Source organism: Enhygromyxa salina (assembly GCF_002994615.1).
Taxonomy (GTDB): Bacteria; Myxococcota_A; Polyangia; order Nannocystales; family Nannocystaceae; genus Plesiocystis; species Plesiocystis salina_A.
The window spans coordinates 1-7,337 of record NZ_PVNK01000002.1 but is presented as its reverse complement, the minus strand read 5'-3'; the positions used below and the strand labels follow the sequence as shown (position 1 = coordinate 7,337).

Here is a 7,337-nt window from a genome sequence, read left to right as displayed (position 1 = left end):
GGAGACCACGCGTAACTTGTCGGCCCCCCCAGCTACGGTGTTGCAGGAATTCTGACCAGTCCGAGGTGGTGGCCCGTGGGCGAGCCACCCTCTGATCGGAAGATCAAAACGAGAACTCGGAGTCCGGGTATCCTCCTTTACAGCGCCTCTTGGCGGCCTCGCGCCCGGGCTCTGCTACGAGTCTGAGCGCTTTCGCACCGCGAACCCAAAACCGCTAAGGTAGGGCGGATGTCCGCGCCCGCGTCTTCGCTCATCGGCCGTGTTCGCAGAGGCCCCGAGCTCGCCACGATCGTCGCGATCGTCGATCACCAGCCCCGCGTCCGCCTCCACGACGGCGAGCAGCTGCTCGTCGCGCTCTCCTTGGTCCCCATCGGCCCGAGCGAGTTCGGTCGTGATGTCGCGCTCGAGTTCATCGCTGGCGACCCGACGCGGCCGCTGATCCTCGGTCTCGTCGAATCGCCCACGCCAAGCTCGCCGACTGACGAGCCCGCCGAGCCCGCCGAGCCCGTCGAGCTCGAGGTCGACGGACATCGAGTGATCGTTCATGCCCGCCAGGAACTGAGCATCCGCTGCGGCAAGGCCAGCATCACCCTCGACGCCAATGGCCGCGTCGTGATCAAGGCCGTACAGATCCTCACCCAAGCCAGCGGCAGCCATCGCATCCGCGTGTCTTCGATCCAGCTCAACTGATCCGTGCAGATCACCCGCGATAGCTCAGGTCTGCGCTCGGCGCTGACGACTTGGACCGATCCCCAAGGCGCGCTGTCGTGCGTGGTGGTGATCAAGGGCACCTACAAAGTTCACGACGGCCGGCTGCGCCCCAGCGAGCACCAACGCGACTGCGAGACCATCGACAGCTACGAGGGCGAGCCGGGCAGCTCGAGCCTGCGCAGCGAGAACGACTTCGCGCCCTACAAGCCCGCGATCGACGTCCTCGTTCGCGGACACGCCTGGGCGCCAAAGGGGCGGCCATGCACGGACTGCGTGGTCGAGCTGCGGGTCGGCGCCGCGTCCAAGCGCCTGCGCGTCCACGGTGATCGGGTCTGGCGTCCGGGGGTGGTGGGGCTCGTGCCCGGCGTGGGCCACCCCTTCGAGCGACAGCCCCTGCGCTGGGAGCTGGCCTATGGGGGGACCACCAAAGCTGGCTGTGAGCAGCTCAATCCAGTTGGAGTCGGGCTCGCCGATGGTGTGTCGGAGCACGAGGCCGTGGGCTCTCGCGCCCCCTCGATCGAGTCACTCGACGCCCCAATTCAGCGCTGGGGCCCCCGATACCTGCCCGCGGGCCTGGCCGCGATCGCGCGGAGCTGGCAACCACGCTTGGCCGCCGCCGGAACCTTCGACGATGCGTGGCGGCGCGATCGCTTCCCCCTGTTGCCCGACGACTTCGGGTTCGAGCACTTTCAAGTCGCGCCCCCGGACCAGCGTGTCGCCACGCTCGCGCCGGGCACCGCGATCGCCGTGGCCGGCATGTCTCGCGCTGGCCTGTTCGTAGCCGAGGTCCCACCACCGCCCCCGCTGGTTCACTTCCATTTCGATGATCGTGTCGTCGAGCGCACCGCGATGCTCGACACGATCGTGCTCGAGCCCGAGCCCGGCCTGCTGCTGGCGAGTTGGCGCACACGTGTGCCGCTCGGCCGCAAGCCGGCCCTGTTGCGCGAGATCGTGATTGGCCCACGCCGAGGCCCTAAACCTCGCAGGAGCGCCAAGCCCCACTTTCGCTCGCTCGGAGAATTTGTCACGTGGGCCAAGCGGCGCCGCGGAGTCCAGCGCTCATGACCGAGCTCTACATCGAGCCCACCGCGCTGACCTGCGCCCTCGGCCAGGAGCGCGACGCGTCGATGTTGGCGATCCGTGCGGGGATCGCAGCGCTCGATGAGCTCCCCTGGCAGGACGACGACGGTCACCCGCTCACGGGCGCGGCGGTGCCCGGCCTCGAAAAAAAAAGTGCCCGCGGCCCAGCGCGTGATCGAGCTGCTCGTCTGCGCGCTCGCCCAGAGCGCTCGTCAGCTCGAGACCACGGTGTTTGATCGCTGCGTCCTCGTCTGCTCCAACGCCCCGACTCGGCGCGTGCGCGCTGATCTCGACCCACTCGCGCAGCTGATCTTGGACCGCAGCGGTGTCCAGCTTCGCAGCCTCGAGCTCATCTGTGGCGACGAGACCAGCTGCGCCGTCGTCCTCTCGCGCCTGCGGGCCGAGCTCGAGCCTGGTGACGAACCCGTGCTCCTGTGCGCCGTGGACAGCCTCGTCGACATCCACACCATGGCCCAAGCCAACCTGCACAAGCGCTTGCGGACCGAGACAAACGGCGACGGCTTCATCCCCGGTGAAGCCGCGGCGTGTGTGTTGGTCACGACCAGCCCGAGCCCCACCGCCAGCCGTGTCGCGGGGCTCGGTGTTGCGCACGAGCCGGCGACGATCCTCGATACACGTCCGCATGATGCGCGTGGCATGACCAACGCCGCGCGTGCTGCCCTCGCCGAAGCGGGCTGGCGCTTCGCGGATCTGGATCTATGGCTGGCCGATCTCGGCGGCGAGCAATATGAGTTCAACGAGATCGCGCTGTGTTGCGCCCGGCTGCCGACCGAGCGATGCCCGAGCATCGCGCTGTGGCACCCGTCGGAATACTTCGGCAGCGTGGGGGTGGCGGCTGGGCCCGCGGCTTGGATGCTCGCTACCCAGGCGAGTCGGGGCGGCTGGGCACCGGGGCGCCGACTGTTGTGCAGCAGCACCGCGGCCGCGGGCGCACGCTCGATCGTGCTGCTCGAAGCACCCACCGCCGAGCCGCCCTCCGAGCGGCTCGATCCCGTGCCGAGGTGGGCCTGGTGAACACAGGGACGCCAGCGTCTGTGCGCGAAGAGGTCGTGCGTCAGCACGCCGAAGAAGCGGCGTTTCTGGCTCAGCTTCGCGATCAGACCACCCGTTCACCGGTCGCGACCACAGACACCCTCGCCCGCCTCGACGCCCGCCTCGACGCCCACTGCGAGGGCTTGCGAAACGCGGGCGCGCTTGGCTGGGAGATCGCCCAGCCTGCATGGGCAACGAGGCTCCCGGGCGAGTGTTTTGCCGCGCTCCGCCTGGCCTTCGAGCTGCGTGAGTGGGACCGCGTCGAGCAAGCGCTCGCGCCCCTCGAGCTCCTCGATGACGCGGATCCAGACACCTTCGAGCAGCTCGACGCATGTGTGATGGCCCTGGCTTGGCTGCCACCCACCAACGCGATCGAGATCGGAAACTGGTGGCTGAACCAGGCCGATCCCCTTCGTTGGTCGTTGGGCTTGGCGACGCTGCTCGAGCATCGGATCGATCCCGGCGCACAGCTACTGCGTGGGCTGGCCCACCCTGCGGCATGGACCCGCGCCGTCGCCCGGCGCGGCGCGGCGCTGCTCGGGCTGCCCGCCGAAGCGAGCGCCAGCGAAGACCCGTGCGCGCGGGTCCGCTTGTTTGCGAACCTCGGCCGCCTGCGTCAGCAAGGCACCTCCCCCGAAACCTGCGAGGCCCTCATCGACCTCGGGCCCGCGTGCCCTCGCTACGGCGACCTCGCGTGTGCGATCGGCTTCTCGGGCTTGTCTGCGGCTCGGGTGGACGCGGCGATCCAGCGGATCTTTGCCGGCGACCCACAGCACCACCGCCTCGCGCATGTTGGCGCGGTCGGAGTCGGCGACCCGATCTACATCCCGTGGATGATCGAAGGACTCGCCAACCCGAACTATGGCCTCGCCGCGAGCTATGGGTTGAGCGCGCTGACTGGCCTCGACCCCGACGCGCGAGGCTTGATCTGTGGGCCGCCAACCAGCGACGGGCAACCCGAATATCTCGAGGAGCCCGACCTCGACTGTGCCTGGCTCGAGCCGGCCGCGACCCAGGCCTGGTGGGCCGAGACCGCGTCGGAATTTTCCCCGGGTCGCCGCGTCATGTTTGGCCGCCCACTGCCCGACGCACTTCGCCTGACGCTGATCGCCGGGCCGCAGCGACTCCGCGCGCTCGCGGCTTGGCGGCTTGGGCTCCTGCGTCCCGGCGCCATCTTCGCCTACGACGCGCCCGTGGCCCGACAACGGCGCTGGCTCACCCACCTTCGCGCCACCGGAGCTTCGACATGAGCAAGCCCGTATTCGCCAACGGCAACGCCGTCGCCTGCAAGGACGGCGATGTCAAGGTCATCGCCGCCTTCCCCGACGTATGCAAGAGCCCTCCGGGCCCGCCGACCGGACCGGTCCCCGTGCCCTACGCCGTGTCCTCGTTCGCCAGGGATCTACGCGAGGGCAGCAAGACCGTGAAGATCGGCGGCCAGCCGATCGCCCTCAAGAACAAGAGCTACTTCAAGACCTCCCCGCTGGGCAACGAGGCCGCGACCAAGAGCTTTGGCGCCGGCATCGCCAGCCAGCAGATGACCGGCAAGACCTATTTTGCCATGTGGTCGATGGACGTGAAGGCCGAGGGCGAGAACCTCTGCCGACACATCGACATCGCCACCTCCAACCACGGCAGCAACTCCAACACCGGGCCCCAAACAGCGATCGACAAGGGGGATCCGCCCAAGCCTGAGAAGCAGGGGGAGGACGGGCCCAAGTGCGAATGCTGCAAAGGCAAAATTCATAAAGGGCAGCTGGGGCCCGACCGCAAGCCAGCGCCCGTCGTGAGCGAGGAGGAGTGGTATATGATCGGGGCCGACGAGGACGCTTCGCTCGAGAACGCGTTGGAGTTCCTGGCCGACAATGAGCCTGCGAAAAAGCACAAGAAAGGGATGAAGCGCTTCGAGCAGGCTCTCGATAAGTTGGCGGAGCGGGAGAGTAGCCTGGTGGAGCGGCGCGAGGTGATCGCGCGGGGGAAGGCGGCGGGGTGTAAGAGCTTGCCGGAGCCGCCTTGTGATGTGTATCGCGTCACGCCGCCGGGGGCGGCGAAGATCATTGAAGATGATTGGAAAAAGGAACGAAGGGACTACCTCGAAGGCAATGGCTACCCCCCAGGCAGCGACACACACCATCGTGTGCCAAAATGTGCGGGCGGATGTCCAGGACGTTTCGAGGCCGACGGCAACCTCACCCACGACTCGACCCTCTCGCCAGAATGCCGACAGTTTGATGCCGACCTCACTAAAATCCAAGATAAATGTGCAAAAGTGTGGGCAGAGCGATCCACAAAACTGTAGGAGTTTCTTTCATGACCTATGAACGCAAACCTTGGCACTTCGATTTTTCAATTATGGATAAGTTCTGGAGCGCCACGCCACCGCCCGACGTCCCCGCGGGCCTCGACTCGCCCGACGAAAGCGCCCGACTCGCAGCGGCGGTCGAACTCGCCCGAAGCGGCGATCGCCAGGGTCTCGACACAGTTCGCCGCATGGTCGACACTCCCTACCCAATCCTCCAAGAGGACGTCTACATCTTCATCGGCGGCATCAGCACCGAGCCCGAACTCGTCGATATCATCAACGAACATCGCACCGCGCTGTACGAGACACAAAAGTGGTGGAAACAGGATGAGATCGCCAACATGCTTTACCACTCCCAGCTCGCCTGGGGCGTCCCGATCATGATCCGAATGTGGCATCTCATCTCCACCGGAAGTTCTCCACGTGAAGCCGGCATCGTGAGCAACGGAATTTCCCGCCTGATCGAGTCCGCTGAAAACAAGATCCCCAAAGTCAAAAACGACTACTCCTGGGACAACGAGGGCTACAAGACCGGACGGCATCGCACCATCGAGGCCTGGATGATGCTCCAAGCCTGGCGCAAGCTCATGGACCGCATCGGCGACGTGCACGCCCCCATCATGTTTGGCGCCGTATTCGACACCGCGACCATGGCCCGGACCGTCGGACAACAACCAATCCCAGATCGCTGGACCTACGAGACCGTGACGGGCGCAGACTGCTCCAATTGGCACGCCAAGGACAAGCACCGACGAGAACAACCCCTCCAGATCGCCGGCGAGATCGCCCGCTTCCTCGCCGAGGACGCCCACCGCTACCAACCCGGCAAGCGCTACTTCCTCGGCCATGAGGTCCCCCAGGTCATCGACCCTCGCGCGGTCGACCTCATGAATGAGGCGATCGCCTACTTCGAGGCCGAGATCCAAGCCATGGATCGCCAGCACCTCATCGACGCCGGCATCCTCGAGGACGACGACGACGACGACGACGACGACGACGGCTTCGACTCCTACTTCTGGAGCGACCTCGACAATTGGCGCGCCTCCCCCAACGGCTCGTTCTGGCAGCGGATCGCCCACATCGCACACAACGCGGTCCTCGGCGACTTTCATCGCCTCGTCGACGCCACCATCACCGCCGTCGAACTCATCGATGATGAGTACGCCGACCTGCTCGCCGCCCGGCTCCTCGCAGACGCTGGGCCCTCGGACCAATTGCGCCGCCTCGTCACACTCGCAAAGCAGCGCCCCGAGCCTCGCTGGATCGAGCTGTGCCTGATCGCCCTCAGCGACTCTGGCCTGGCCTGGGCGCTCGAGGCCGCGGGCGAGCTCATGTGCCGTCTCGACCCCGACGCCACCCGCTTCGGCCCGCCGTGGCTGCCCCTGTGGCGTCGCTTGGTCCCCAAGCTCGACATGCAGCTGTTCAAGCTGTTTCGCAGCCAGAACCTCACCGCCGTCCACGAGCGGATCCGCAGCATCACCGCCGTCCACCCACCGGACACGGTCCTATGGGCCGGCCAGCCCCTGCACTTGCGACGCCTCGCCGCCCAGCTCGAGCGCTCGGTTGGCAAAGATCCACAAGCCCCGGCCGAAGTCGCGGCCTTGCGTCACCTGCTCGAGACCATGACCGGCGTCGACCTCGCGCGCCTGTGGGCCAGCCCCGAAGCCGTCGCCCCCGCCCACGCTGGCCCGCTGCTCGCCGCGCTCCGAGCCGACCCCAGCTTCGCCGCTCACCAACCCGGGACTCGGCTGTTCTTTGGCACCCTCGTGCCCCAGGCCTGACATGGCTGCCCACACGATGCTGCGGCTCGGGCTCACCTGGTCCCAGATCTGGAACAGGAGTGCCCGTCTCGCCGCTGCCGAAGTCGTCGCCGAACATGCCGTCGACGGGATCCTGCGTCTGGCCACATCCTGTCAATGCAAAGACGAAAAGCGGAAAAGAAGGGTCGCTTGCTGACAACGCAGGCCGCGCAAAGCAGCACGAACAGGACGGTGAGACGAGAGGACTTCACGACAACCACAAGCCACTACAACCTATTAAAATAATGAACAGACTATATTTAAGTGTTACAATGAAACTTAGATTACAATACAGAGGCCAGTCCAACCCGACCCTCATGCACCCTCCCCTCGATCTCCAGGTACAGCGTCCCCCCCGAGACCGCCAGCGACCAGGTGTTGTTGCGCTCGAG

The 7,337-nt window shown here is 66.3% G+C and carries 6 protein-coding genes; all 6 read left to right on the top strand.

What is annotated here, in order from left to right; genetic code table 11:
* Positions 1 to 228 precede the first annotated feature (228 nt).
* Positions 229 to 690 (top strand): DUF6484 domain-containing protein, encoded by a 462-nt coding sequence (locus ENSA5_RS00200; protein WP_106389525.1) that lies wholly within the window; start codon positions 229 to 231, stop codon positions 688 to 690.
* A gap of 3 nt (positions 691 to 693) precedes the next feature.
* A complete protein-coding gene (locus tag ENSA5_RS00195) occupies positions 694 to 1,776 on the top strand; it encodes a DUF2169 family type VI secretion system accessory protein (protein ID WP_106389524.1) in 1,083 nt (360 codons plus the stop codon).
* Between the two features lie 168 nt (positions 1,777 to 1,944).
* Positions 1,945 to 2,826 carry a hypothetical protein gene (locus ENSA5_RS00190; protein ID WP_106389523.1) on the top strand — a complete coding sequence of 294 codons (882 nt, stop codon included), beginning with the start codon at positions 1,945 to 1,947 and terminating at the stop codon, positions 2,824 to 2,826.
* The gene (locus ENSA5_RS00185) at positions 2,823 to 4,094 is read left to right on the top strand and encodes a hypothetical protein (RefSeq protein ID WP_146155155.1); all 1,272 of its coding nucleotides are present in this window, start codon (positions 2,823 to 2,825) and stop codon (positions 4,092 to 4,094) included. Before ENSA5_RS00190 ends, ENSA5_RS00185 begins: the two co-directional genes overlap by 4 nt.
* The gene (locus ENSA5_RS00180) at positions 4,091 to 5,143 is read left to right on the top strand and encodes a DUF4150 domain-containing protein (protein ID WP_106389521.1); all 1,053 of its coding nucleotides are present in this window, start codon (positions 4,091 to 4,093) and stop codon (positions 5,141 to 5,143) included. The genes ENSA5_RS00185 and ENSA5_RS00180 overlap by 4 nt, the downstream gene beginning before the upstream one ends.
* Positions 5,144 to 5,334: 191 nt before the next feature.
* Positions 5,335 to 6,927, top strand: a complete 1,593-nt coding sequence (locus tag ENSA5_RS00175; protein WP_146155154.1) for a hypothetical protein — start codon at positions 5,335 to 5,337, stop codon at positions 6,925 to 6,927.
* The last annotated feature ends 410 nt before the right edge of the window (positions 6,928 to 7,337 follow it).

Bases quoted from the DNA above. Each gene is read 5' to 3' on its own strand.
- ENSA5_RS00200 (WP_106389525.1), top strand. From the start codon at position 229: ATGTCCGCGCCCGCGTCTTCGCTCATCGGCCGTGTTCGCAGAGGCCCC.
- ENSA5_RS00180 (WP_106389521.1), top strand. From the start codon at position 4,091: ATGAGCAAGCCCGTATTCGCCAACGGCAACGCCGTCGCCTGCAAGGAC.
- ENSA5_RS00175 (WP_146155154.1), top strand. From the start codon at position 5,335: ATGGTCGACACTCCCTACCCAATCCTCCAAGAGGACGTCTACATCTTC.